Annotated in this window: 25 protein-coding genes and 1 pseudogene; 15 read left to right on the top strand and 11 right to left on the bottom strand. The window is 57.3% G+C overall.

The window, feature by feature from the left end; translation table 11 throughout:
* The first annotated feature begins 84 nt into the window (after positions 1–84).
* Positions 85–1,014 (top strand): LysR family transcriptional regulator, encoded by a 930-nt coding sequence (locus ASD32_RS23920; protein ID WP_060640687.1) that lies wholly within the window; start codon positions 85–87, stop codon positions 1,012–1,014.
* A gap of 75 nt (positions 1,015–1,089) precedes the next feature.
* Here the strand turns inward: ASD32_RS23920 and ASD32_RS23915 are convergent, their stop codons facing one another.
* Positions 1,090–1,986, bottom strand: a complete 897-nt coding sequence (locus tag ASD32_RS23915; protein ID WP_060640686.1) for a LysR family transcriptional regulator — start codon at positions 1,984–1,986, stop codon at positions 1,090–1,092.
* 98 nt (positions 1,987–2,084) lie between these two features.
* Between ASD32_RS23915 and ASD32_RS23910 the strand changes: the two genes are divergently transcribed.
* The 5 genes from ASD32_RS23910 to ASD32_RS23890 all read left to right on the top strand — a co-directional run bounded on the left by ASD32_RS23910 (position 2,085) and on the right by ASD32_RS23890 (position 6,249).
* Positions 2,085–3,317: an MFS transporter gene (locus ASD32_RS23910; protein WP_244490251.1), complete on the top strand. Its 1,233-nt coding sequence runs from the start codon at positions 2,085–2,087 to the stop codon at positions 3,315–3,317.
* A 62-nt stretch (positions 3,318–3,379) separates the two neighbouring features.
* Positions 3,380–4,492, top strand: a complete 1,113-nt coding sequence (locus tag ASD32_RS23905) for an alpha/beta hydrolase (protein ID WP_060640538.1) — start codon at positions 3,380–3,382, stop codon at positions 4,490–4,492.
* A 150-nt stretch (positions 4,493–4,642) separates the two neighbouring features.
* On the top strand, positions 4,643–5,116 hold the full coding sequence (locus ASD32_RS23900; RefSeq protein WP_156383318.1) for a hypothetical protein: 474 nt from the start codon (positions 4,643–4,645) through the stop codon (positions 5,114–5,116).
* 18 nt (positions 5,117–5,134) lie between these two features.
* Positions 5,135–5,833, top strand: coding sequence for a hypothetical protein (locus tag ASD32_RS23895; RefSeq protein WP_082546906.1), 699 nt, complete (start codon positions 5,135–5,137; stop codon positions 5,831–5,833).
* The gene (locus ASD32_RS23890) at positions 5,830–6,249 is read left to right on the top strand and encodes a cyclophilin-like fold protein (protein ID WP_060640537.1); all 420 of its coding nucleotides are present in this window, start codon (positions 5,830–5,832) and stop codon (positions 6,247–6,249) included. The genes ASD32_RS23895 and ASD32_RS23890 overlap by 4 nt, the downstream gene beginning before the upstream one ends.
* 111 nt (positions 6,250–6,360) lie before the next feature.
* Here ASD32_RS23890 and ASD32_RS23885 read toward each other — a convergent pair whose 3' ends face one another.
* The gene (locus ASD32_RS23885) at positions 6,361–6,924 is read right to left on the bottom strand and encodes a TetR/AcrR family transcriptional regulator (protein WP_060640536.1); all 564 of its coding nucleotides are present in this window, start codon (positions 6,922–6,924) and stop codon (positions 6,361–6,363) included.
* A 103-nt stretch (positions 6,925–7,027) separates the two neighbouring features.
* Here ASD32_RS23885 and ASD32_RS23880 point away from each other — a divergent pair.
* A pseudogene (locus ASD32_RS23880) lies at positions 7,028–8,438 on the top strand (amidase).
* A gap of 172 nt (positions 8,439–8,610) precedes the next feature.
* Here ASD32_RS23880 and ASD32_RS23875 read toward each other — a convergent pair.
* The 3 genes from ASD32_RS23875 to ASD32_RS23865 all read right to left on the bottom strand — a co-directional run bounded on the left by ASD32_RS23875 (position 8,611) and on the right by ASD32_RS23865 (position 10,522).
* Positions 8,611–9,363: an alpha/beta hydrolase gene (locus ASD32_RS23875; protein WP_060640682.1), complete on the bottom strand. Its 753-nt coding sequence runs from the start codon at positions 9,361–9,363 to the stop codon at positions 8,611–8,613.
* A 192-nt stretch (positions 9,364–9,555) separates the two neighbouring features.
* Positions 9,556–9,762, bottom strand: a complete 207-nt coding sequence (locus ASD32_RS23870; RefSeq protein ID WP_060640535.1) for a hypothetical protein — start codon at positions 9,760–9,762, stop codon at positions 9,556–9,558.
* Between the two features lie 61 nt (positions 9,763–9,823).
* Positions 9,824–10,522 carry a type 1 glutamine amidotransferase domain-containing protein gene (locus ASD32_RS23865; protein WP_060640534.1) on the bottom strand — a complete coding sequence of 233 codons (699 nt, stop codon included), beginning with the start codon at positions 10,520–10,522 and terminating at the stop codon, positions 9,824–9,826.
* A gap of 147 nt (positions 10,523–10,669) precedes the next feature.
* Between ASD32_RS23865 and ASD32_RS23860 the strand changes: the two genes are divergently transcribed.
* Positions 10,670–11,575, top strand: a complete 906-nt coding sequence (locus tag ASD32_RS23860; RefSeq protein WP_060640533.1) for a LysR substrate-binding domain-containing protein — start codon at positions 10,670–10,672, stop codon at positions 11,573–11,575.
* Between the two features lie 273 nt (positions 11,576–11,848).
* On the opposite strand, the gene ASD32_RS29175 is transcribed toward ASD32_RS23860, so the two are convergent.
* Positions 11,849–12,547, bottom strand: coding sequence for an FMN-binding negative transcriptional regulator (locus ASD32_RS29175; RefSeq protein WP_082546905.1), 699 nt, complete (start codon positions 12,545–12,547; stop codon positions 11,849–11,851).
* Between the two features lie 381 nt (positions 12,548–12,928).
* Positions 12,929–13,438 (bottom strand): DUF417 family protein, encoded by a 510-nt coding sequence (locus ASD32_RS23850; RefSeq protein WP_060640532.1) that lies wholly within the window; start codon positions 13,436–13,438, stop codon positions 12,929–12,931.
* 105 nt (positions 13,439–13,543) lie between these two features.
* Between ASD32_RS23850 and ASD32_RS23845 the strand changes: the two genes are divergently transcribed.
* Both ASD32_RS23845 and ASD32_RS23840 read left to right on the top strand, forming a co-directional pair.
* On the top strand, positions 13,544–14,089 hold the full coding sequence (locus tag ASD32_RS23845; RefSeq protein ID WP_060640531.1) for a MarR family transcriptional regulator: 546 nt from the start codon (positions 13,544–13,546) through the stop codon (positions 14,087–14,089).
* Between the two features lie 208 nt (positions 14,090–14,297).
* Positions 14,298–15,221 carry a LysR family transcriptional regulator gene (locus ASD32_RS23840; protein ID WP_060640681.1) on the top strand — a complete coding sequence of 308 codons (924 nt, stop codon included), beginning with the start codon at positions 14,298–14,300 and terminating at the stop codon, positions 15,219–15,221.
* 79 nt (positions 15,222–15,300) lie between these two features.
* On the opposite strand, the gene ASD32_RS23835 is transcribed toward ASD32_RS23840, so the two are convergent.
* Together ASD32_RS23835 and ASD32_RS23830 are read right to left on the bottom strand one after the other, a co-directional pair.
* On the bottom strand, positions 15,301–16,011 hold the full coding sequence (locus ASD32_RS23835; protein ID WP_244490261.1) for a substrate-binding domain-containing protein: 711 nt from the start codon (positions 16,009–16,011) through the stop codon (positions 15,301–15,303).
* 437 nt (positions 16,012–16,448) lie between these two features.
* Positions 16,449–16,961: a MarR family transcriptional regulator gene (locus ASD32_RS23830; RefSeq protein ID WP_082546904.1), complete on the bottom strand. Its 513-nt coding sequence runs from the start codon at positions 16,959–16,961 to the stop codon at positions 16,449–16,451.
* An 85-nt stretch (positions 16,962–17,046) separates the two neighbouring features.
* Between ASD32_RS23830 and ASD32_RS23825 the strand changes: the two genes are divergently transcribed.
* The 3 genes from ASD32_RS23825 (at position 17,047) to ASD32_RS23815 (ending at position 19,928) form a co-directional block, all read left to right on the top strand.
* Positions 17,047–17,568 (top strand): DUF417 family protein, encoded by a 522-nt coding sequence (locus ASD32_RS23825; RefSeq protein ID WP_060640680.1) that lies wholly within the window; start codon positions 17,047–17,049, stop codon positions 17,566–17,568.
* Positions 17,569–17,787: 219 nt separating this feature from the next.
* Positions 17,788–19,011, top strand: a complete 1,224-nt coding sequence (locus ASD32_RS23820) for a bifunctional alpha/beta hydrolase/OsmC family protein (RefSeq protein WP_060640528.1) — start codon at positions 17,788–17,790, stop codon at positions 19,009–19,011.
* Positions 19,011–19,928, top strand: coding sequence for a YeeE/YedE thiosulfate transporter family protein (locus ASD32_RS23815; protein WP_060640527.1), 918 nt, complete (start codon positions 19,011–19,013; stop codon positions 19,926–19,928). The genes ASD32_RS23820 and ASD32_RS23815 overlap by 1 nt, the downstream gene beginning before the upstream one ends.
* Positions 19,929–20,193: 265 nt before the next feature.
* Here the strand turns inward: ASD32_RS23815 and ASD32_RS23810 are convergent, their stop codons facing one another.
* The gene (locus tag ASD32_RS23810; protein WP_060640526.1) at positions 20,194–20,814 is read right to left on the bottom strand and encodes an NAD(P)H-dependent oxidoreductase; all 621 of its coding nucleotides are present in this window, start codon (positions 20,812–20,814) and stop codon (positions 20,194–20,196) included.
* A gap of 132 nt (positions 20,815–20,946) precedes the next feature.
* On the opposite strand from ASD32_RS23810, the gene ASD32_RS23805 reads away from it, so the two are divergent.
* Positions 20,947–21,846 (top strand): LysR family transcriptional regulator, encoded by a 900-nt coding sequence (locus ASD32_RS23805; protein WP_200953638.1) that lies wholly within the window; start codon positions 20,947–20,949, stop codon positions 21,844–21,846.
* Between the two features lie 94 nt (positions 21,847–21,940).
* On the opposite strand, the gene ASD32_RS23800 is transcribed toward ASD32_RS23805, so the two are convergent.
* Complete coding sequence (locus ASD32_RS23800) at positions 21,941–22,318, bottom strand: nuclear transport factor 2 family protein (protein WP_060640679.1); 378 nt, start codon at positions 22,316–22,318, stop codon at positions 21,941–21,943.
* A gap of 126 nt (positions 22,319–22,444) precedes the next feature.
* On the opposite strand from ASD32_RS23800, the gene ASD32_RS23795 reads away from it, so the two are divergent.
* Positions 22,445–22,915 carry a MarR family winged helix-turn-helix transcriptional regulator gene (locus tag ASD32_RS23795; RefSeq protein WP_060640524.1) on the top strand — a complete coding sequence of 157 codons (471 nt, stop codon included), beginning with the start codon at positions 22,445–22,447 and terminating at the stop codon, positions 22,913–22,915.
* The last annotated feature ends 255 nt before the right edge of the window (positions 22,916–23,170 follow it).

Raw genomic sequence — 23,170 nt, 5'->3', positions numbered from 1 at the left:
TGACCTCAAGATGGCGCAACGAATTCGGTTTGATTAGCCGCCAATAGGCGCTATCCGTTTCAAGCGATTGTTGAAGGTGGAATGATGGAAAGTCTCGCTAACCTGGAGTCATTCGTACGCAGCGCCGAGCTCGGGAGCTTCTCGGCTGCAGCACGGCGCCTCGGATTGACGCCAGCGGGCGTTAGCCGCAACGTCGCCGCGCTCGAAACCAACTTGGCGCTGCGACTGTTTCACCGCAGCACTCGTAGCTTGACGCTCACGGAAGCTGGCGAACGGTTTCTTATTGCTATTCGCGACCATCTTGAAAACCTGCAGGGTGCAATTGCTGAAGCTGCGCAGCCGGACGGCCAACCTGCCGGCACACTGAAGATCAGCATGGGTCCAACCTTCGGTATCGGCTATATCCTGCCGATGCTACCCGAGTTCAGGCAGCGATATCCTCTCATACGGCCTGAATGGATGTTCGAGAACCGTCAGGTGGACCTGATCGCCGAGGGGTATGACGCTGCGATCGGCGGCGGCTTCGAACTTGCGCAAGGTATTGTCGCCAGAACGCTTGCACCAGCACACCTTGTGGCAGTTGCCTCCCCCGGCTATCTCGAGGCCCGACCGCGGATTGCTGGGCCAATCGAACTTGCTGAGATGGACGGGATAGTCATGCGGTCGCTGCGCACAGGGCGCGTGACCCAGAGGCAGATGCGCAACGCCGCTGGGGAAGAGGAGGCAATCTCCCTGAAAGAAACGATCGTCGTCAACGATCCTGCCGCAATGCGAGCGGCTGCTATCCTCGGGCTGGGGGTAACACTTCTTGCCAAGCCGGACGCCCTGCCGCATCTAGAGAGAGGCGAGCTCGTGCGGCTGCTCCCCGCCTGGTGGGTGGATGCCGGGCCGATATCGATCTACTATGCCAGCAAGACCCTGCTTCCCGCAAAGACACGCGTATTCATCGACTTCGTCGTCGAATGGTTTCAGCGCGAGCGGTATCCGGAGCGATTTGCGGGTAGCTTAGGCTGATCGCGGGCGTTGTTCTCGCCTGCTGCGCTTCCCGAAAGAGCTGATTGGTGGCGACATCGGTAGTGGGCCCGAACGCTAAAGCGTGTTGGCCTTCAACGCGTCTACAACAACCCTGAATGCTGGTGAGTTCTGCCGGCGGCTTGGATAGTAGAGGTAGTAGCCTGGAAACATAGGCGACCAGTCATCGAGGACCTGGCTAAGCTGCCCCGAAGCAATTTCATCCATCACGAGACTTTCCGGCACATAGGCGATTCCGTACCCGCTGGCGGCTGCGTCGATCATCGCGTAGGACGTGTTAAAGGTGAGCTGACCATCCACCCGAACCCGAACTTCCGCACCGTCTTTTTCGAACTCCCACACATAGAGGCCGCCGGCTCGGGCTTGCCGGTGGTTGATGCAGTCGTGAGCAACGAGGTCACGGGGCGTTTCTGGAGCGGCGCGCTTTGCGAGATAGTCCGGAGAGGCGACTGCGACCAACCGCCAATCGGGACCAATGCGAACGGCAATCATATCCTTGTCTAGGCTCTCACCAAGGCGCACGCCGGCGTCGAACTTCTCCTCGACGATATTCCTGAAGCCGTTATCGCTGTTCAGTTCCACCTTGATGTCCGGATACTGCCTGAGCACAGGCCGAAGCTTCGGCCAGACGACGCTCTCCAGGGCGTGATCCGACAGGGTGATGCGAACCGAGCCGGTCGGCTTGTCCCTGATTTCCATCAGTTCGTCGATCTCGTTTTCCAGCTCCTCGATACGCGGCGCCAATGAGCGGATGAGCCGCTCTCCGGCTTCTGTTGGAACGACGCTTCTGGTGGTCCGTGTCAAAAGCCGCAGTCCCATCCGGGCCTCAAGCTTCTTGATCGTGTGGCTGATTGTCGACTGCGATGTCCCGAGCTTTGCTGCGGCCTTGGTGAAGCTTCGCTCTTCTGCCACCGCCAGAAACCAGAGCATGTCGTTGAGATCTTCGCGTTTCATCGCCACCTCCAGGTATCGCCCATTCATGTCATAGGCCGATAAGTCCAAGCGAATTGCAATGACTAATCATCGAACTGCACCCGGCATATATTGCCGTCATGACACAACAAGCTTTCACACGATCCGAATTTCTCGATGACGAAGCCGAACCGAACGGGGTGGCGTCTGCCAACTCGGCTGTGCCCGTTGCTGCCTGGGGCGCGGTCATCTCGATGGCTCTATGCGTCGCCGTGCTGATCGCATCGGAATTCATGCCGGTCAGTCTCCTGTCGCCGATCGCCACCGAACTCGGCGTGACCGAAGGACGGGCAGGACAAGCGATCTCGATCTCCGGTATTTTCGCCGTCCTGACCAGTCTGTGTGTGGCCGGTCTGACGCGACGGCTGGACCGGCGATTGGTTCTTGCGTCCTTCTCGCTGATCCTGGTGATCTCCGGAACAATCGTCACTTTTGCCCCGAACTATCTCGTGCTGATAATCGGCCGCGCCATGCTGGGGGTCGCTATCGGTGGCTTCTGGTCGATGTCGACCTCGATCGTCATGCGGCTGGTTCCAGAGGAGTCTGTGCCCAAGGGACTGGCCATGCTGAATGCGGGCAATGCCATTGCCGCGACGATCTCCGCGCCGCTTGGAAGTCTGCTTGGTAGCTATATCGGCTGGCGAGGTGCCTTCTTCGCCGTCGTTCCGCTCGCCCTTCTAGCGCTCGTTTGGCAGTGGATCAGCCTGCCGTCTTTGCCACCGCCGCGTAACGAGGGATCATCCAACGTCTTTCGTTTACTTCGGCGCCCGCAGGTCGCGATCGGCATGGCCTCGATCATGCTGCTGTTCATGGGCCAGTTCGCGCTGTTCACCTATCTGCGGCCATTCCTGGAGATGGTAACGGAAGTGTCGATATCGACCCTATCCCTTTTGCTGCTGTTGATGGGGCTTGCGGGTGTCGTCGGGACGTATCTCGTCAGCCATCTGCTTGAGAACCGGCTGTTTCCTATTCTCGTGGCAATCCCGCTGATCATGGCCCTAATCGCCTTGAGCCTGATTGCCGTCGGATCATCCACTACCTCCACTGCCGCCCTTCTGATCGGCTGGGGTCTGTTCGGCACGGCCGCCCCGGTCGGGTGGGGCACGTGGCTTAGCCGCACCATGCCTGACGACGCGGAGGCCGGCGGCGGATTGCAGGTCGCAACCATCCAGCTTGCCATCACCTTGGGTGCTTCAACAGGCGGCGTGCTGTTCGACGCAACTGGCTGGTGGTCCACCTTCCTGTTCGCCGCAGTCCTGCTTGCCGGGTCATCCCTGCTGGCCGTCGCGGCCTGGCGGTCAACACGCCGGTGAACACCCGCGGTCACTCCATTCGAACCCTCTTCCATCGAAGCACTACCTCAGGAGATAAGCAAATGACGAACAACACCATCCAATACGACGACACAAACGCCAGTAGCACCGGTATCGATCGCCGCAACCTTCTCAAGATGACTGGCGCAGGCGTAGCCGCGCTTGGCGCGATGTCAATGTTCGATATCATGGAAGCAAGAGCGCAAGACATGTCCAACGGCGCATCCAATTTTTACACCAGTGACAAGGTGACTCTGCACAAGGTCACGTTCAAAACCCAGTACCAGACGTCTGTCGCCGGCAACCTCTACCTCCCCAAAGGCCTCGACCGGGCCGCCAAAAGCCCTGCTATCATCGTCGGTCACCCGATGGGAGCGGTCAAGGAACAGAGCGCAAACTTCTACGCCACAAAGATGGCCGAGCAAGGTTTTGTCGCCATGTCGATCGACCTGCCCTTCTGGGGTGAGAGTGAAGGCCAGTCGCGTAATCTGGTTTCACCGGAAGCCTATGCCGAAGCGTTTAGCGCCGGCGTCGACTTCCTCGGATCGAGCGACTTCGTGGATCGACAGAATATCGGCGCGATCGGTGTCTGCGGTAGCGGCAGCTTCGTCATCAGCGCCGCCAAGATCGATCCGCGCATCAAAGCCGTTGCCACGGTCAGCATGTATGACATGGGTGCAGCCTTCCGCGATGCGCTCAACAAGTCGCAGACGGTCGAGCAGCGCAAGCAGTTCATCGCGACCGCGGCCGAACAGCGTTGGGCCGAGGCCGACGGCGCAAATATCCAGTACATCGGCGGCACCACGCTCGAACTGACGGCCGAGACAGATCCAATCCAGCGCGAATTCTACGACTTCTACCGCACGCCGCGGGGCGAGTTCACACCTGCTGGTGTGACCCGAGAAACGACGACGAAGCCGATGCTGAGCAGCAGCGTCAAGTTCATGAACTTCTATCCCTTCAACGATATCGAGACGATCTCGCCGCGGCCGATGCTATTCATCTCTGGCGACCAGGCCCACTCGAAGGAATTCAGCCAGGACGCCTATAACCGCGCGTCCGAGCCGAAGGAACTCGTATGGGTCAAGGGGGCTGGTCACGTCGATCTCTATGACCGCGTCGATCTCATCCCCTTCGACAAGGTGAAGGGCTTTTTCGATCAGCACCTCGCATAGAACTGAGCAAGAACGAGCCTCCTGAGTCTTCTTGCTTCGTTGCCGCCACGCGAGCTTTGCCGTCTGCGTGGGGGCTGTTCCAGTCCGCCTCGTTTTAGAGCGATGGCCGGTGCGGCGGTTGTTTTGACCGCACGACTTGAAGGAAAAGATATGAAACTGTTTCGCCGGTCCGCCTTGCTGGTTGCGCCGCTCGCCATTGTCCTGACGGGCTACTTCATTGTTGACACCGAGGTGTCGCCAACCCCAGCGCTTGCAGCGTCCAACTCCGTGACGTTTCCGCCGCTTGAACAGCTCGTGCATTACACAACGGTTCGGCGAGGGATCACCCGCGAGCATATGCTGACAAACCCGGCGGCTCTTGCAGCACTCAAGGCCGGCCAACCTGTTCCAACCGGCACCCATATGGTTCTCGTCGATTATCAGAGCGATGTTCTCACCCGTTACCTCGTGGCCCAGAAGATCGGTGCCGGCGCGGATCAATGGGAATACCAGTGGTTTTGGCCGGATCGCACCGTCAAGTTAGACGAAAATGTCGCCCGTTGCTACTCCTGCCACCGGTCGCAACAGTCCGAGCAGTTCATGTTCACCATGAGCGGCGCGATGTCCAACGATGATCCGCTGTGACGAAAAGGACAAGCTACGATGTTGAGGTTAGCTAGGGATCGCCTCCTCCTTCCTGTCGCAATGGCGGCCCTCCTGATATCGGCCCTCGCCTATTGGTGGCTCGACAACGGTCCGCATGAAATCTTCGGCACAGCCATGTTCGGGCTTCTTGGGTGGCACCTGACCATGAACAGGCGCTGGTTCCTGAAGCTCCGCAGCGGTCATTATGATGCCCGCCGATGGGTGGTCCTGATGATACATGTCTGGCTTGGCATAACCATGGCGGCGCTGGTCGTCACCAGCGTGTTGATCTCTCGTTCGGTCCTGGGCTTCGCGCAATTCACCAATAGCGTGAGCGTCATCGAACTTCACTGGTTCTCGGCATACTGGGTTGTCATCATTGTTGCCATTCATGCAGGGACCCATTGGACGCGTGTCATGACGGTGGCAGCAAACCTTTTGAGGCTTTCTCCGTCCCCGATCAGGTCTGGCGTACGTCGGCTGGCGGCCCTCTTGCTTCTGGGCTTTGGCGCATGGAGTTTTGCCGTTCTCGGCGTGTCGACCAAGCTTACGTTCAGCTACAGCCTTGAGTTCTGGGACTTCACCAGTGCGGTCTCGCCATTCTTCGCACACTGGACAGCTGTGATGGCAAGCGTTGCCGTACTTTCGCACTACACCATGGCTGGCCTGAGATCGCTTGATAGGACCCGTATTCGTAAAACGGAAGATCAAACATGAAACAGATTTTTGGCGCAGGCTTCATCGCCGCTACTCTCACGCTCAACCTTGGAGGACCCGCCTTGGCGCAGGACCGTATTCGGATTTCGTCTGATTGGGGCAATGTTTCTGCCGAACTGGCGGATAACGACGCCACTCGCGCGCTCGTTGCCATGCTGCCGTTGACGATCGAAATGGATGATCATCTTCTTCAGGAGAAGACCGGGGACCTGCCGGCCGCCTTGCCGGCCGCTCCCCGTCAGCGCGAATTTTCTGCGGGTACTCTTGGTTTGTGGAGCTCGGGCGATTTCGTGATCTACTACCGCGACGGGCGCGTGCCGCAGCCCGGCATCGTGATACTGGGGCAGGTCCAAGGCGAAATTTCGGTGTTTGACCGACCCGGTAAGGTCACCGTCAAGATCGAAAAGGCTCAATGAGCCGGCGTGATGGGCCCTTTAAACACAATCCACTGGTCTAGGGCGGATTCGATCCCCTCAATCAGGCTTCCAATGGCGTCCCGAATTGACATCACGCCTCCGGCGAATTCCTTATTTCGGGAGAAGCCCTGCCCCCCGGTAGCTCTTGATCGTTGAGTCAAAGATGGAAATGTCCGAACGGCTGCGGGCGAGAAGCTGGGCACCGACAATCGCCGCAAAGATAGCACGTGCCCGCTCCTCGCCGTCCTTAGCGGTTACCAGTTCGGCTTCGATCAAGCGTTCATGGAGCCAAGCGACGTTGACATCGGCAAAGGTCTGAACTTCCTTTTTGACGTGTTCGGGAAGATCGTCGTACTCTGCCCCCAGAAAACTACCCAAGCAAAGGCGATTGCCGTTTTCGAGCGACATGCGGAATGTCGCAGGATACTCGCGGAGACTCTCCTTCGGGTCACTATTACGGCTCGCCACATCGTCCAGCCATGCCTTCGTGTCCTGCCAGTAGCGCTCGGCGATCGCCGCCGCCAAATCAGCCTTGTTTGGGAAATGATAATAGATGCTGGCGGCCTTGATCCCGACCTCCGCCGCTAAGTCGCGCATGTTCAATCCACCGTAGCCGTGTGCTTGAGCACTTAGTTTGCCCGCCGCCAAAATTGCCTCTTTCGCATTCGCGCTCATGCTCTCTACTCCAACTTTACCTACCGAATGTTAGATAGGGGTTGACGGGCCAAAAAGAAAAGCCCTGCTTTTGCCTACCATTTGTTAGTTAGGGACGCACATTATGATAAACGACCTGATCTATTCCGACGCAACCAAACTCGCCGAGCTCGTCCGGACCAAGGACGTCTCCCCTGTTGAAATCATGCGGGCGCATCTCGATCGCATCGAAGCGGTCAACGGCGACGTCAATGCAATCGTCACTGTCGCCGACGGCGCACTGGAAGCAGCCAGGCGCGCAGAAGCCGCCGTTCTCTCGGGAGGGGAGCTCGGTCCGCTGCACGGTGTGCCGTTTTACGGCAAAGGATTCGATCGACACGGCAGGTGTTATGACCCAGCGTGGATCCCCGATCTTCAAGGGACGACTTCCAATAGAAGATGCAACGAGCGTAGCCCGCCTGAAGACGGCCGGTGGCATCCTGCTGGCGAAGACCAACCTGCCCGAATTTTCTTACTGGATCGAGAGCGACAACCTTCTCTCCGGCCGTTCAAACAATGCGTGGAACCTCGAACGCACGCCGGGCGGGTCAAGCGGAGGCGAATCTGCGGCAATCGCCGCCGGAATGTCGCCGATCGGTCTTGGCACCGACCTCGCTATCTCCGTTCGCGGCCCGGCAGCCCAGACCGGGATTACGTCGATGAAGGCGACCCACGGCCGCGTGCCGATGACCGGCATCTGGCCACGTGCACCGCGCCGCTTCTGGCATGTCGGCCCGATGGCCCGCTCAGTCCGAGATATCGCGCTTGCCTTTTCGCAACTGGCAGGACCCGACGGCAAGGATGCATTTTCCAGCAGCACGACGATGTTCGATGCCGGCATTGGTCGCCAGCCTTTCCGCCAATTGCGCGTCGGTTGGATGGTTGGCCCGGGCTTTGGGCCGGTCGATCCGGAGGTCGCAGCCACCGTCAAGGCAGCCGCCGAGGCGCTGAAGGACGTCGGCGTTTCCGTCGAGCATGTCGGTATCCCGGCGCTGGAACGCGACTTCGCACTCGATGTCTTCAACCGGCTGCATGTGATGGAGATGAAGCCCGCATTTGAAGAGGCAACCGCTGGCCGCGGTGAGGACGAAATCTACAAGATGGCGAAGACCATGCTGTCCCTACCGAATACGTCGATGACGGACTATATCGACGCCGAGCAGGCCGCCGAGCGAATCCGGGACGGCTATGCCGACTACTTCTCCCGTTACGACGCGCTCATTACCCACGTGCTTCCAATTCCCGCCCACATGCACGGGGTCGAGGAGTTCGTCATCGACGGAAAGACCGTCGATGCCACCTACCTGCAGGGCGCGACCGTGCCGTTGAACGTTACCGGCTTACCGGGCGTATCAATGAGGTTCGGCACAAGCAGCGAGGGCATGCCGATCAACGTCCATATCGTCGGTGCCTGGCAGGCGGAGTCGACGATCCTGCACGTCGCATCACTGCTTGAAAGCATAAGCCCAGTTCGTGGCCTTCATCCAGACCTGTGAGCAGCAGATATAAAGTTTAACGGCGACGAGCTGCCGTCGTTAGGCCTGTGCAAAAGCAACACCGCCGCGGATTGCTGCGGTGTTGCCACATACTTGGTGATGACGCGGCATGTGGTCACGATGTGACTACTGCATGGAAGCCCATTGTAGACTGCCCGTCATGAGGCCGCTATTACTTCGCGGCCTCGATGATCAGCTTCGCCACCACATCCGGGTGCGACAGCATCACGACATGGCTGGCGGCCACGTCGACGGCTGTTGCCTTGAGACGCTTGACCTGGTCTCGCTGCAGTTGGGGCAGGATCACCCTGTCATCGGTCGAGACGACCTCGAACGAGGGAACGGTGTGCCACGCGGCCTGGGTCAGGGGGGTCGAGATCGCCTTGACGCCAAACGCGCCCTGTGTCGCTGCGATCAGTTCCTGTTCGTCGCGAGGCAGGTCCGGTGCGAAGTAGTGGAAGATGCCTTCGTCGGTGAATTTCAGATATCCGGCGTCATCTTTCACGATGAATGGCCTGCCGGGCGCATCCGGATATGGCTTCTGCGTATCGAGTACCGACTGGCCGACCTCTGGCGCATACGCCGCGACGTAGACAAGCGAGTGTACCTTCGGGTTGACACCTGCTTGCGTGATGACGGCACCGCCATAGGAGTGCCCGACCAGCACGACCGGTCCTTCGGCATCGGCAATTGCCCGGTCGGTAAAAGCAACGTCATTTTCCAGGGTATCCAACGGGTTCTGGACAGCCACGACCTTCAATCCTGCCTTTTTGAGAAGCGGGATGACCTTGTTCCAAGAAGAACCATCGGCAAATGCGCCGTGAACGAGGACAACGGTCTTGGCGCTAAATTCTGCCGCAGCCGCCGGCAGGGCGACACTGGCTGTGATTGCAACAGCCGAGATGAGCGAGTTCAGGAGTTTCATTTCATGCATCCTTTTTGAGAAATCATGGTGATCGGAAGGGAAACTGAGCGCGCAGTTGTCCGATCCCGAAACAACCTTTGTTGAATCGGGCGCTACAATGCGCGATGAAGGGTCAAGCCACGGACATGCGGCCTTCAGAATGGGATCAGATTACGGTGCCGATGGTTATTTGGCTTCGGCGCCATGTTTGGCCTAAGAGCGAGCGGGGACGAGAAGGTCGGCCAGAACCCCTGCGCCAGCCTCCTCGATGGCAACGTCTTCTGCGACGGTGCCACCGCTAACGCCGATCGCGCCGATTACCTGCCCCCAGAATAAATCCAAGGCGGTCGCCTTGGATTTTGATGTCTCGATCATCTCTCGGGCATGCGAAATCGAGAGCGTTCGTTTGAGGCTGATCATTTCGGTATCCGATTTTAGGTGGCCGACCGCCGGCTGTCGGCGGCCCCACGATGCTGAATGCTCAGGCTGCCCGGACCCGTGCCTGGCTCAAGGCGGTGAGCAGAGCTTCAGCGGCCTCGCCGGAGGAACCCGGGTTCTGCCCGGTGATGAGTTGGCCGTCGACGACCGTGTGGACGCCCCAGTCCTTCACCTTGGAGAACACGGCTCCTTGGGCGATGAGCACGTCCTCGACCAGGAAAGGGACCACCTTGGTCAGGCCAACGCCGTCTTCTTCGGTATTGGTGAAACCTGTGAGGTAGCGTCCCTGAGCAAACGGCGAGCCATCAGCATTCTTGACATGGCGCAGTACACCCGGAGCGTGGCAGACCAACGCGATGGTCTTGCCGGCGGCGATGAAGGATTCGATCAACGCAATGGAATTCTTGTCTTCAGCGAGATCCCACATCGGGCCGTGACCGCCGGGATAAAACACCGTGTCGAAATCCTTCTGGTCAACGCTGTCGAGGCGTACTGTCTGGGAGAGCTGGGCGTTGGCGTCGGCGTCTGCCTTGAAACGAGCCGTGAGTTCGGTCTGGAACATCGGTTCGTCGCTCTTCGGGTCGAGCGGCGGCTGGCCGCCCTTGGGCGAAGCAAGCGTGATCTCGGCGCCGGCGTCCTTGAAGACGTAATAGGGAGCTGCCAGCTCCTCCAACCAGAACCCGGTCTTGCGGCCGGTGTCGCCAAGCGTGTCGTGCGAAGTCAGCACCATGAGAATTTTCATCGTCTTATCCTTTGTTGGTCGCGGCCGGACCGGCCTGGATTGTCGATCGGCGCTGCTGGCTTTTCGATGAAGTGATCATGTCAGCTGGAGAGATATTTGAGAAATTTACTTGTTGGATTTTAGATATTCACGTGCAATTACATCTGGATGAAATACGATCTGAATCTTCTGCCAGTCTTTCTGGCTCTCATGGAGGAGCGGAGCGTCACCCGCGCCGCCAGCCGCTTGGGCATTACGCAGCCTGCGCTGTCGAATTCGCTCAATCGGCTTCGCGACATGCTGAAAGATCCGCTGTTCATCCGGGAGCGCTATGGCATCAGACCGACACAGCTTGCCGAGGAGATCGCGCCGACGATCGAGGCCGCATTGGCGCAGCTTGATGATCTCGTCGTCCACCAGCAGGATTTCGATCCGGCAAGTGCGGAGCGGCTGTTCCTGATCGCTCCGAACAGCTACGTCGAACTGGTGTTGATGCCAGCGCTGGTGGCAAGGCTGCGAGAGCAAGCTCCAGGGATCAAACTTCGCATGACCCCATTCGGCAACGATCTGGCGGAGACTGGCGTGATCTCAGGGACGACCGCAATAGTGCTGGGCAGGGTCATCGATCCGCCTGACAACCTGGTCGTCCAGCATCTGATGGACGACGGCCTTGCCTGTATCGTCCGTCGCGACCATCCGGACGTCGGCGCCAGCCTGACGCGAGACCTTTACGAGAGCCTGAAACACGTCAACGTCCTACCGCCAGGTCGAATTCGCGCGGGCGTGTTCCAGGCCTTAGGGCAACAGAACCTCAAGCGCGACGTTGCCGTCTCCGTCACGCATTTCCTGTCAGTTCCCGAGATGGTCGCGGTCACTGACTACTGCGCAACCCTTCCTCGGCTGATCTGTCGCAGCCTCGAGCGCGATCCTCGGCTGAAGGTCGTTGAAGCCCCTGTCGACCTCGGAACGTTCCCGGTCGAGATGGCTTGGCACGTGCGCTATCGCCACGATCCAGCACATCGATGGCTCAGGGGTGTCGTCAGCGAACTCGCCAAAGACCTGGTAGTGTCATAGAAAGCGACGCTGCGTTTCACTAAAGAGTGCGATAGCGTTCGCCTTGAGCAGATTCGAACAGCCGACCCCGCGAGAAGTCAAAAATGTAAGCTATATCAATGGAGCGAAGCGTAACGCCTATTTATGGAATTTTAGCGATAGGGTAACGGAGAAGCGGCTGTGGGCATGCAAAAGGCACGGTTTCAGATCCGCTTTGGCATCGCTGCTCGCTGCAAGGATGGATGTCGCCCTGCTGAATTTGCATGGACCGCTTTAGAAGCCGACACCACCGCTTTAGCTCGAAGTGCCAACGCCATGTTTCAACGCGCGGACAAGGGAGACAAGTGACTGGGAGGTGCCTTCATACCCTCTTAGAAGATATGCCATGCCCTCATCGGCGAGAACACCGCGTTCCAGCAAGCCTGCAATGACGCCAACTTTGTCGTCCGGTATTTCGCCTGGGCTCAGCTTTGCAGTGAGATCAAAACTTTCGATCTCGAGCCGATATCCCTGGATGAGCCTGCGCCAGCCCTGCCAGAGGTCGGGAGCCAACTCCTCGGTTCGCCAGCCACCCTCTGGTTCACTGGCTAACACCAGGTCCCTGATCTGAGTCTGTAGCGCGAGGTCATCCAAGAACTCCAGCCTGCCGGTCATAATCAAACTGATGTAGTTATACGTCGGTGCAGTCCTGCTTCGATCGGAGTCTGGTTGCGGAAAGCTGGACGTAAACCAACTCGGCGAAATCGCGGCGCCAGGACCTTGAACCAGAATAGTAACAGGTACGCCGATTTTCATGTCCCGCGCGATCGGGTTGGCTTTCGCCAAATGAAATTCGAGGGCGCCTGCGGGAAATTGACCGTTTCTGAAAGTAAGGGGTGCATGCGCAATGCGCGGTCCTTTTGATCCATTGACCGAGATGGCCGCGAAGGAAAATACATCCACCAGGGCATGGACGAGATGTGGATCGGTGTGCTTATATTCAGCGTAGTGCATGTTTTGCCCTCAAAGGTTTGCCTCGACCGCTGTCAGCGATTACGGGGCGTGCAACTCGAAATCAGCGTACCTGGACTTCTTTGTGGCTGATTGTCTGGGATCAGCAGCGCACAGTCGGCGGAACCTGGCGCCACTCATCTTCAATCTACTCGGGCATCTAGCCTTCCCTAGTTAACGACATCCAATGCGGTTCACGCATCGGCTCTTGCGGTTTCCGCATTTAAAGCCGTCATGTGGCAATGTGGTAGAGAGTGCTAACTCGGATGTCGCTGGCCTTTGTCCCAATACTTCGTCTGAAACTAGCGCACGAGCCAACGTATTCATTTCGGTGTGCATCGGTAATGGCGGCTGCATATTTTGCCACTTCTATCAGGATGGCGCTCAATTCGCCCCCGCCCGGGTCTTGATCAAGCTTTCCCCCAGCACAGCGAGACTGATTCCAAGGAGGGCAATGTCTTTGATCAAGAATGATCCAACGAAATTGAGGTACGGAAAACCACCCGAGGCTGCTTCCCAAATCGGTAGGGCGAATAACGTCGAGGCCGTGGTCGCAAACGTCAGCGCTCCGAGGAACCCGGCAGCAAGTCCGGCGCGGACCGACCAGAACGATGCGATGAACATTAAGGCGGTGAAAAGCTCCACTGTACCGAGCAAATAGCTGGTGCCAGCGAATCCGAATACCGAGTAAAGCCATGCTAACCACGGCGTGCCGTTGATCAGCGGCTTGAGCGCGTCAATTTCAACTTGGGTGAACTTCAGAACGCCGATTAGGAGAAGCGGCAAGACGACGCCGAGCAGGCAAGTAACGCGGCCAACGTTGAGTGTCAGGCGATCTGCTGGCCGAGCATTCTTGTAAGCTTTGGCAGCGGTGTGGGTACTGATGTTAGACATCTGAACCGATCCTTTCTCATGGAAAATCTCGCAAATTTGTATGCGCTACACATATAAACATACAAGTAGCTTGATGTCTATGCACCGTGCATATATGTTTGGGAAATGAACGAGGGTAAAATCGAGAACGTCCTGGGTGCATTCCTGCTTGCACTGTCGGACTCCATGGTTCGGGATATGGAAAGCCATGCCCCGGAGCCGGGGCCTGCGGTTTCCGCGTTGGCGTTGTTGGGAGATGCGCCTGGGATGTCCATTGAGAAGTTACGCCGCATCCTTGGCTTGTCGCATCCTGGGGCCGTCCGTCTCGTCGATCGCTTATCCGCCGAGGGACTGGTTCGGAGACAGCCGAGTAAAAATGATCGGCGTGCGGTCGAGGTGCATCTGACAGATGTGGGCAGGAAAAGCTCCGCGGCGATCCTCTGCGCGAGGCGACGGAGGATGGCGGCGGCTTTGCAGCATCTCGAGCCATTTGAACGTGTTGCGTTCGGTGAACTCACCGAGAAAATGCTTGTTCAATTCATAAATGGTATAGAAGACGCCTGTTCTATATATCGGCTATGCGATCATAACTCGTGCACCGATTGCCCGGTCAACCAAGCATTGTTCTTAGAGGAAGGAACGCCGACCGCCAACACAGCGGCCGAACGATGACTCAAATTCGGCGACTTGATGTCACAGGGTGCGTCGATGCGGTCCAAGTCACCAATGAATTCTGCGTCGCTGGCCTAAACAATGAAAATCGAGCGCACTTTCTGGGACTTATTTACGCAAAGAGTTGGTAGCCCAGATAAAGCTTCGCTCACTGTTAAATGCCCTGCCGGGTCGATCGTACGGGGCGGACAATGCAAAGGAAGTAATTTTGGCTCAAAGAATATCGGACTTTGATGTAGGCCTTTTGGTTACGCTTGATGCCCTTTTAAAGGATCCAAACGTGACCCATGCCGCCGATCGCCTTAACATCACACAGTCTGCACTCTCCGCGCGATTGACCCGGATGCGTACATTACTCAACGATCCGTTATTTGTCCCCGCCGCATCTGGACGAGGCATGGTTGCGACGCCACACGCTTCTTCTCTGCAGCCTGAGTTGACTCGCTTACTTGAGCGCTTCAACGACTTCGTCAACACAGCTCACTTGTTCGATCCCATGACTACGAGGAGGGTTTTTCGTATCGCGGCGACCGACAATCCCGCCGCCATCCTCGCTCCAGACCTGATCCCATTATTTCAAGCCCAGGCGCCGTTGGCCAAGATTGCGTTTACACTTCCCAACAAGGCGCTGATCGCAGAGCACCTAGAGCAAGGCGATGTGGACTTGTTCGTAGGCGCGGCGGAAGACGGTTCCGCTGAACTTATCGGGCAAACACTCTTCCAAGAGGAATTCCTGACTGCTCAGCGCCGAAACCATCCCCGTGGGACGAAACCGTTGACCATCGAGGAGTTCTGCGACGCCCAGCACTTGTTAATTTCGACCACCGGCGGACATTTCTCTGGAATGATCGATGATGCTCTCGCTGAAATGGGACTTGAGCGTCGCGTATCGGTATCCATTCAGAGCTATGCCCTCGCGCCGCTGGTTCTGTCGAACACGGATTGTATATGCACCTTGCCGAGGCGTTTCCTGAAAAGATTTGAGGACACGCTCGATCTTTTCCCTCCTCCACTTCCTGTGTCCGTGTTTGGGATGAACCTATTCTGGCACACTAGAATGAGGACCGATCCCGCCCATATGTGGCTTCGGAAAATGGTGTTGCAGGTCGCCAAGAACAGCACTTCTCAATAGGCAGCCCGTCGGTTTTTTATGCCATGCAATTTGCTGAAATTGATGTAGCGAAAGTCGGTCACTTGTCTGCCAAATGGCTTCAAACAATGTGACCAACAGCCAGCATCTTTGCCGGCTCTGAGGTATTGCGGCGCCTCGTCATTGATTGCGCCGACATTTCGCGCCAGACCGCTTCCGAGCGCTTGGCCAGATCCCTGTTGGCACGGAAAACCCTCACCTCGAGATCAACGTCCAGGTGTTCGGGTCCAGCCCGGACGAGCTTGCCGTTCAGGATGTCTTGATGGGTCATGCTCAAAGGAAGCCATGCGGCCCCTATCCCAAGAAGGGTCATGCAACGCAAACCGTCAGCCTGCGCATTTTGCACGATGCGACGCAACCGGGAGAGAGACCCGTCCCGTCCAATCGCATCGTCGATAGCCCAGCCCAGAGCGCACGCCGTCTCATAACCTAGATAGGGAACAACGGTTTCGCTACCGCCATCCAGGCGATGGCGTGGTTCCCCTGCCCTCGACGGCACTGATAAGGGAACGAGTTTATCTCTTCCTACGAGTATCGAGTCGCACTTAGATAGAGGGAGGGAGCCGTAGGCCCCGTTCCGGGCAGTTCGAGCGTCTACGAAGCACACAACAAAATCAACATCGCCATGCTCCAGAGCCTCGCAGCAGCAACCGAGGCTATCGGATCGGACGTTGAGGGGAAGTGACCCGACCTGACGTTGGAGAACCGGAAGCCACTTCGGAAAAAATGTAACGGAAAGGACATGCGGCGCGGCGAAGCGAACGGCTGTCATCCTTTCGTCAGCATCGTCGCGTATCGCCCTGCGTGTTTCGTTCAGCCGCGCAACGACCTCGCCTGATGTCGCCAAAAGCTCTTCGCCGGCCTTCGTAAGACAGATAGGGTTTTTGCTTCTATCGATAAGCGACGCACCTGCCCATCGTTCCAGAGATTGAAGCCTGCGGCTTAGCCCAGACTGGGTAACATTTCGTTTCTCGGCTGCCTTGGTAAGATTTCGGTATTCCGCTATTGCCGCCAAGTCTACTAGCCATCTGATATCAAGCATTTATGCCTCCGCTGGCTTCAGACTACGCGATGATTTCCATTGTTTCCCATGCGAATTTTGCAGTCTTTAATGCTGCATCCGCATACTGCGCGCTCTGTTCCCGCCTTCACAAATACCAAGGGAATAAGTAGTTTAATCAAGCCGATTGCTTAACTTAGACGCGCAGGTCACACTTTAGCTTGGAGAGTGCATTGGACTGGGCAGTCTGGACAAGCACTGAGGTCGCATAGTCGACAAACTGAATAAGCGTGATCGAGATCTTCTACGAAGTTGGACAGAAATTTTTCTGTAAGCAATCGAAACGTCTCTTTTTCAACAGGATCGAAGCTCTCCAGAGCTTTGGCTATACGCTCGAAACGAGACGACAGGATTGCATTGCACCTGGTTTCACCCGCTTCCGTTAAATGCAGAGCGACGGCTCGCCGGTCGCTTACACCCGGTCGTCGTACGACCAAATCATCGGTCACAAGCCGATCAATAAGGCGAACCGTTGCGGAGTGCGAAAGCCCCAAAGCGCGGCGCATCCGCTCGATGGGCATTGCAGGCTCGTGCCTCAATAGCGCTATCGCCGCAGCTGCCTGCCCTTTCTCCGGAGCTTGGTTTTCCGTCTCTCTTATTACTGCGTCTGCGAGGCCTAAAGCCATCGCACCGATTACGTTTTCAGTTTTTTTCTCGTCCATTGCGAAAATATATATGCGTCACGCATAGACATCAAGTGAAATTAATATATGCTTGGTGCATACAAATCGCAAAAAGGAGAGCGAAATGACACAGAACATCACATCAGTCGCCGATCGCGCTATCACTGGCCTGGATCGGATTGCACCCGCCGCCACGATAACGAAGGTCGGCCGCGGTATCGCGCTCGCAGGGGTGGTCTTGCCGCTTCTGTTGATCGGCCTTCTTAAATTTACCCAAGTCGAAGTCGATGCGCTCAAGCCTCTGATTACGAATACCCCATGGCTGTCATGGCTCTATCCCGCTTTCGGAGAAGTGGGCGCCACGGCACTCTTGGGGACTGCGGAGATCTTTACCGCCATCCTCCTGATCGCATCGCCCTGGTCGGCACGCGCTGGGATACTTGGTGGCGCGATCGGGTCGCTCACGTTTCTCACCACGGTTTCCGTGATGCTCGCGCTACCAATCTTTTACGCCGAAATTGGTGGCTTCCCCTGGCTCAATCCTGTTGGCCAGTTCCTGCTCAAAGATGTGTCGCTTCTTGGCGTGAGCATCGTCATTTTCGGCGAAAGCCTCACACGTGCCAAGGCCCAGATTTCCCGGGCCTGATCGGCCGGCGCCATCAAGGACAGGTTTCATGACCAGCGTCGCAAAGCGGCGATTCGAACCTTCCCGGCAAAAAACTTCGCACGCTATGACGAACTCGTTTTTCCCGACAGACGGGGAAGATTAGATCGGAGGCTTTGTCCTTTTCGATCGCACTGAACGCCACACGGGGCTGGACAAACCCATGCCCCGGATAGCCAGACTTATCTAAGGATAACCACAATGAAAACCGAGAAACTGGAATTCACGGGCCACGCGGGCGGCATCCTTTCCGCCCGGCTCGACTTGCCAGACGGTGACATCCGCGGCTATGCGCTATTCGCGCATTGCTTTACCTGCTCGAAGGATCTGATGGCCGTGCGCCGGATATCCGCCGGGCTTGTACGGCATGGGATTGCTCTCATGCGGTTCGATTTTACGGGTTTGGGCGGCTCGGATGGAGAATTCGCGTCCACGAACTTCTCATCCAATATCGAGGACCTTAAGCGGGCAGCAACCCATCTGGCCGATATCCGCGAAGCACCCCGCCTCCTCATCGGCCACTCGCTTGGAGGGGCAGCAGTGTTGGCAGCGGCCTCTTCTATCCCCGGCATCGAGGCTGTAGTCACCATTGGTGCTCCGGCAGACGTCGCTCATGTCCTGCACAATTTTGGATCCGACCTGGCCGAAATTGAGGGAGAGGGCGAGGCGACGGTTTCATTGCATGGACGCGAATTCACGATTGAGAGGCAGTTTATAGAGGATGCGAGGACGGCCAATTTGTCGGCGCGGATTGCAACTCTGCGCAAGCCGCTTCTTATCTTGCATGCACCGCTGGACGACACCGTCGGAATTGAAAATGCCGCATTGATTTTCGCGGCAGCAAAACACCCCAAAAGCTTCGTCTCCCTCGACGGAGCGGACCATCTTCTGACACGCGCCCAGGATGCCGAGTATGCCGCCAGTGTGATCGCGGGATGGTCATCGCGTTACATCGGTGTAACAAAAGAGCCAGTCACGCGTCATTCCGGTCCGGTGCTGGTCACCGAGACCGGGCATGGTCGATACCAGCAGAGAGTGGATGCTCATGGCCATCTGCTGATGGCCGACGAGCCTAGCGGTGCCGGTGGTACGGATACTGGGCCGACCCCTTACGATTTTCTCGCGATCGCGCTTGGTACATGCACTTCGATGACGTTGCGAATGTACGCGGAGAGAGAAAAAATGAAGCTTGATCAGATCTCGGTCGAAGTCGATCATACGAAAATCCACGCATCCGACTGCTTGGAATGTATTGAAAAGACCACGGCAGGACCCAAAATCGATCGTTTTGAACGCCGCATTCGCATCCGCGGCGGTGTCGACGACAGGACTTCCGCCGATTTGCTTCGCATCGCCGACCGCTGTCCAGTTCACAGGACACTTGAGGCATCCTCGGTCATCGTCACACACATCATGGATCAGTGATGAACGTTCTTCACGGACTTCCCATTCCAGCACTCGCGGTACTTCTGTTCGCGGCAGCGTTCGCGTTAGGCGTGGCTATTCAGCACGGCACGACCTGTGCCGTTCGAGCGATGTCTGATTTGCTCCGCGAACATCGAGCTGACGGACTCTTGGGATTTCTCGAATGCGGTCTCTGGGCGTTGTTGGTCGCGTGGCTATTGACACCAGAGATGGCAGTACCTCAATGGGAGCCCGTGGGATGGTTGTGTTTTGGCGCTGCTCTTTTTGGCGCCGGCGCGACGATGAACGGCGGCTGCGCCTTTGGCTCAATTGCCCGCCTGGGCGAAGGTCGGCTCGAGTTTCTACTGACAGGAGCCGGGGCATACCTCTCTTTTCGCATTCTCGATGCGCTCGGGCAAGGTCGCGCTACTTTTCCAGAAAAGAGCCCGGTTCCGGAAAATGCAGTGCTGATTGTCGCCGTCGGTCTGCCGCTTCTCATAGCATTGCGGTTTCTCCTATGGCGACGGCCCATAGGCATCGTCATGCAGCTTTCCATTCTGATGGCGGTCATAGGGATCATCGGCGCATTCGTTGGTACGCTGCACCAGCCCTGGCCATGGATGCTGGCATTGAGATACATCGGGACGTCGGACTGGTTGACTGGGCTAGGCCTCGTTGGCCTTGTTTCTGGCAGCATCGCAACCGGTGTGGCGCGGGGACGGTTTCGACTAGCACGGCCTAAACTCGGCGCCGTGTTGGACCGGTTTGTGGGAGGGATGTTAATGGGTGCCGGAAGCGCATTGGTCCCTGGAGGCAACGACAGCTTGATCCTTCAAGGAATTCCCTCCGGCAGCCCGTTGGCTTTCCTGGCCTATGGAATTCTGCTCACGACTATTGGCGTTTTGCTGCTCACCGTACCGCGCTTCAACGTCCATTGAAGAAAGAGAGAAACGGAATACAGTTAGCGGGCTCTGGCTTTATGTTTCAGTCGAGAAGCATCGGCACCCGACATAGAACTCGTCACCACAAGCATTTAAGCCGCAAGCGCTGTTTTCCTCGCGCATTGACCAAGCCCGAAAGGCGGTTTTCGAAACTATCGCTGGAACATTGTTGGCTGGATTGTACCAATTGCAGGCATGTGGCAGACCGACCAGTCGCAGGGCGCGCCTTTCACGATCGATTGCGCCTTTGCAGCAGACCAGATCAGGCCAGGGCTGCGGCCGCTTCGATCTGAGGCGCAAACGTTTCCAAGAACGCGCTTCGGGATTTTTGCCCCATATCGACCGACTTGGCGTTTCCACCTGCAACAACGGTGACGTCCTCGATGCCGATCACCTTGAGGATGAGCTTCAGGTATTTTGTCGCGATGTCGCGGTCGCGGATGGGTGAGCCCTCCGTATAGACACCGCCCGATGCCAACACGATGGTACAGGCCTTGCCATGGACAAGTCCTTCGCCAGCAAAGCCGAGCGTCTTTCCTTTGCGGACGATGTGATCGATATACGCTTTTAGAACCGCCGGGACGTTGTAGTTGTAGACCGGGGTCCCGATAACGATGTGATCGGCATTTAAAATTTCGCTCACGAGTTCGTCCGAAAGACGCAGAATCTCCCTCATTTTCGGCGAGTGCTGATCTACGGGAGTAAAATATGCGCCAAGCCATGGCATGGTGACGAAAGGCAAATTGCTCTCCATCAGGTCGCGCTCGACCACTGTGCCGCCGGGATTTTTCGCCAACCATTGCTCGACGAACATTGCGGTCAGTCCGCGGGACATCGAATGGTTTCCACGGGGACTGGATTCTACGACGAGCAAAGTGGGCATGGGCTACTCCTTGATGATATGTCCCGATGGCTGGGCGCACTTCAATGGCGCGCTTGGCAAACATTTACGGGATGACTTCAATCAGGAGAACTGATTAAATAGTGATCGAAGCAATCATAATCGGAGATGGGCGTGATTGAGAGCCTGACACTGGATCAGCTGCGGATTTTGGTAACAGTGAGCGACGAAGGCGGGTTTTCAGCGGCCGGGCGGACACTCGGCCGGGTTCAATCGGCCATAAGTCAATCGGTCAAGGCGCTGGAAGAAAACCAGGGTATCAAACTCTTCGATCGCAGCCGTCAGCGGCCCACTTTGACGGCGGTCGGCCGCGTGCTTGTCGAGCAGGCACGTGCCATCCTGGCAAGCACAGAACGCTTCGAAGCCATCGCCGCTGGAACTAGGCAAGGGCAGGAGGCATCGCTCACTCTCGCTATCGATCCCCTGGTTCCGACCGAACCGTTGATCGACAGCATGCGCGCGGTCAGGGACGCGTTTCCCAACTTGCCGGTCTCGTTCTACACCGAAGGGTTGGGAGGGGCGGAGCGTCGGCTGCGGACAGGGTCAGCGTCTCTGGCATTCTGTCTGCTGCTGCCGTCGGTCCCGGATGACCTGACGGCATACCCTCTCATGGATCGGACGCTGATCCCCGTCGCCGCGGCGGCGCACCCGCTGGCGTGTCTTCCTCGCCCGCTGACCCGCGAGGACCTCGATGCGCACATTCAACTTGTGTTGGCCGACGCCTTAGACACCGATGGTCCCAATTATGGGGTCATTAGCAGTCGAGTGTGGAGGTTTGTCGATATCGCGCGCCGCCTGGACTTTCTGCTTGCAGGGTTCGGTTGGTGCAAGATGCCGCCATACCTCGTCGAGCAACACATTGCCGCAGGACGCCTGAAAGAACTGGACCTTTCCGGAGACGGCCCATCGCCCACGGATACGCTGCCAATCTATGCGGCACACATGCGCAATCGCGCCTTGGGACGGGCGGGAAGCTGGTTGCTTGACGATCTCCGGAGGCGCCTTACACAATGAGGCATGACAGGGTGCATGTGAGGAAGGTGAGCGGCAAGCTTCAATGGCCTGACTTTTGACCGCTTTATCCCCCCGGCGTAGATTGAAGCAATGCCTAAAGGGCATCCTGAATATCGAAGCGAACGATCTTTTCGCCTTCCGTCCGGAAGATGTGCGTCACGGTCTTGTCCTTCAGACCATGGGTTTGTCCCTCCAGGGGCTGACCGTTCAGGTCGAACACAGACTGGATCACCTCGACAGCCAGAACTCCATCCTCGCTATCGTCAAATGCCACCGGCACAACGTGCGGATTGACGACAGCCCACTGACGTGTCCAATAGTCGCGCACGGCCTCACGACCATGAACGTGGCCACCATCCATGCCGTTGGCCCAGGCAACATCCTCGGAAAGAACGCTAAGTACCCCGTCGATGTCTCTGGCGTTGAAGCTCTGATAGATACGCTTGTTCATTTCTAAGTTATTGTTCGGCATATTGTTTCTCGGTGGCGGTTGAAAGACGAGTTGGGCGGCACCGGATCGAGATTGATAATGCCGCTCGTAGATGTATACGTACATATGTAATTTCAAGTCAAGTGCAGGCCAATAGGGGTGAACTGAATGGACGAAGATGTGCTTGCGACGCCGGGGCATCTCATCAGTCTCGCAGCGCGGGGATTTACCCGCCTAAGCGAGGCACGCCTTAAACCTCTCGGCTTCGGTGTTGGCCAGTTGCCTGTATTGGTCGCACTGCGAGATGGAAAAGCAAGCACGCAGCGGGACCTCGCCCGCTTCGCCAAGGTCGAACAACCGCCGATGGCGCAAATGCTCGCGCGCATGGAGAGGGACGGCTTGATCGAACGGGCGCGCGACCCGGCGGACGGTCGCAGCAGCCGTATCGTGCTCACGAAGGCTGCACAGCAACGCATGCCCGAGGCGATGACAGCCTTGTTCCATGGCAATCGCGAGGCATTGGTCGGTTTCACGGAAGCAGAAGCTTCGCGACTTGTCGATCTACTGACCCGTCTGATAAAAAATCTGGATCAAATTTCGAGCGCAGAGTCTCCGTTAGGCGATTCAGGCGTTTTGTGATGAACACGAAGCCGCGACCGGCGATGTCCGGATTGGGCCGCAAGCCGCCAATTAGCGATAAGCGGGACCGCAACCGACGTTTAGGAGGGCACGGATATGTCCTATCAATGCAGTAGATGCAACTCAGATATGGAAGAGGGGTTTTTGCTTGAAAAGGGGGACGGCTGTTGATTTCCACTGAGAGCTGACCCGGCGGGGGTGCGGATAAAAACTTGGACTGTTTTAAATGCTCAGGCCGAGGCTCTTACGATATTC

The sequence above is a fragment of the Rhizobium sp. Root483D2 genome (assembly GCF_001426685.1).
Classification (GTDB): Bacteria; Pseudomonadota; Alphaproteobacteria; order Rhizobiales; family Rhizobiaceae; genus Pararhizobium; species Pararhizobium qamdonense.
The sequence above is the reverse complement of the archived record's forward strand: the minus strand, read 5'-3'. Positions and strand labels throughout refer to the sequence as shown.

Coding starts and splice junctions, on each gene's coding strand:
- ASD32_RS23825 (WP_060640680.1), top strand. CDS start 17,047: ATGACACAGAACATCACATCAGTCGCCGATCGCGCTATCACTGGCCTG.
- ASD32_RS23800 (WP_060640679.1), bottom strand. CDS start 22,318: ATGCCGAACAATAACTTAGAAATGAACAAGCGTATCTATCAGAGCTTC.
- ASD32_RS23905 (WP_060640538.1), top strand. CDS start 3,380: ATGACGAACAACACCATCCAATACGACGACACAAACGCCAGTAGCACC.
- ASD32_RS23820 (WP_060640528.1), top strand. CDS start 17,788: ATGAAAACCGAGAAACTGGAATTCACGGGCCACGCGGGCGGCATCCTT.
- ASD32_RS23850 (WP_060640532.1), bottom strand. CDS start 13,438: ATGTCTAACATCAGTACCCACACCGCTGCCAAAGCTTACAAGAATGCT.
- ASD32_RS23830 (WP_082546904.1), bottom strand. CDS start 16,961: ATGGACGAGAAAAAAACTGAAAACGTAATCGGTGCGATGGCTTTAGGC.
- ASD32_RS23860 (WP_060640533.1), top strand. CDS start 10,670: ATGAAATACGATCTGAATCTTCTGCCAGTCTTTCTGGCTCTCATGGAG.
- ASD32_RS29175 (WP_082546905.1), bottom strand. CDS start 12,547: ATGCACTACGCTGAATATAAGCACACCGATCCACATCTCGTCCATGCC.
- ASD32_RS23885 (WP_060640536.1), bottom strand. CDS start 6,924: ATGAGCGCGAATGCGAAAGAGGCAATTTTGGCGGCGGGCAAACTAAGT.
- ASD32_RS23890 (WP_060640537.1), top strand. CDS start 5,830: ATGAAACAGATTTTTGGCGCAGGCTTCATCGCCGCTACTCTCACGCTC.
- ASD32_RS23895 (WP_082546906.1), top strand. CDS start 5,135: ATGTTGAGGTTAGCTAGGGATCGCCTCCTCCTTCCTGTCGCAATGGCG.
- ASD32_RS23910 (WP_244490251.1), top strand. CDS start 2,085: ATGACACAACAAGCTTTCACACGATCCGAATTTCTCGATGACGAAGCC.
- ASD32_RS23870 (WP_060640535.1), bottom strand. CDS start 9,762: ATGATCAGCCTCAAACGAACGCTCTCGATTTCGCATGCCCGAGAGATG.
- ASD32_RS23900 (WP_156383318.1), top strand. CDS start 4,643: ATGAAACTGTTTCGCCGGTCCGCCTTGCTGGTTGCGCCGCTCGCCATT.
- ASD32_RS23915 (WP_060640686.1), bottom strand. CDS start 1,986: ATGAAACGCGAAGATCTCAACGACATGCTCTGGTTTCTGGCGGTGGCA.
- ASD32_RS23920 (WP_060640687.1), top strand. CDS start 85: ATGGAAAGTCTCGCTAACCTGGAGTCATTCGTACGCAGCGCCGAGCTC.
- ASD32_RS23875 (WP_060640682.1), bottom strand. CDS start 9,363: ATGAAACTCCTGAACTCGCTCATCTCGGCTGTTGCAATCACAGCCAGT.
- ASD32_RS23865 (WP_060640534.1), bottom strand. CDS start 10,522: ATGAAAATTCTCATGGTGCTGACTTCGCACGACACGCTTGGCGACACC.
- ASD32_RS23810 (WP_060640526.1), bottom strand. CDS start 20,814: ATGCCCACTTTGCTCGTCGTAGAATCCAGTCCCCGTGGAAACCATTCG.
- ASD32_RS23795 (WP_060640524.1), top strand. CDS start 22,445: ATGGACGAAGATGTGCTTGCGACGCCGGGGCATCTCATCAGTCTCGCA.
- ASD32_RS23815 (WP_060640527.1), top strand. CDS start 19,011: ATGAACGTTCTTCACGGACTTCCCATTCCAGCACTCGCGGTACTTCTG.
- ASD32_RS23845 (WP_060640531.1), top strand. CDS start 13,544: ATGAACGAGGGTAAAATCGAGAACGTCCTGGGTGCATTCCTGCTTGCA.
- ASD32_RS23835 (WP_244490261.1), bottom strand. CDS start 16,011: ATGACAGCCGTTCGCTTCGCCGCGCCGCATGTCCTTTCCGTTACATTT.